Source organism: Oleiphilus sp. HI0080 (assembly GCF_001635135.1).
In genome coordinates this window covers 1-673 of sequence record NZ_LWFU01000901.1, presented here as the reverse complement: position 1 = coordinate 673, position 673 = coordinate 1, and the positions used below count along the sequence as shown (strand labels likewise).

General features: G+C 48.4%; 1 protein-coding gene. It reads left to right on the top strand.

Features of this window, described 5'->3' with window-relative positions; translation table 11 throughout:
• On the top strand, positions 1-565 hold a 565-nt coding region (locus A3751_RS23065; protein ID WP_197466468.1), incomplete at its 5' end, for a hypothetical protein.
• Positions 566-673: the final 108 nt, after the last annotated feature.

Genomic DNA, 673 nt, shown 5'->3' with positions numbered 1-673 from the left:
TGTCGCACCGTTACAAGCTGAAGTGAAATCACTTAGCAGCTCTGAGCTCACTGAAACCTATATCGAAGACTCGACCATCATCATCACGCCTCGAAAACAAAGCCTAAGTGAGCAAAAAACGGTTTCCAGCGTCACAATCGCCCCGTACGAAGGCGAAGACACAGACTCAGAACTTCTGATCGAAGCTGAAGAGTCCCAAACAGGGCTCGCTAACGCCGTGGAGCTGGATGACGAACTTCTTAGAAACTCGACCGTCGATGCGGCTTTTGAATCAGAACCTGTGGTAGATGTACCAACCTATCAAGAGCTTACAACAATCCCTGTCGCAGACATTCTTGAAGACGAGCGCTATCGTCCGCCTGAAGGCAATTTTGATTTTTCTTATATTGGGGATGATCTAGCACTGAGTCGCGACGCAGACAAACTCACGTTCTCAATTGGCAACATTCCGGGCATTGAGCAAATAAATATTCCAGAGGCCGTTACCGAAGGCAGTCCGGTGCAAATTTTGCCAAGAGAGGGCGGTGGATTTGATCTAACATTTACCGTTCCGCCTGCCGAGTAAAAATAGCCTTAACCAGAGCTCGCATCGAGACCTGCCAAATCTATCCAACTCAGCTCGCACCAAAAAAGGGAAGCCAAAACACGCAACTAGTTACGATCCCAACCTTGC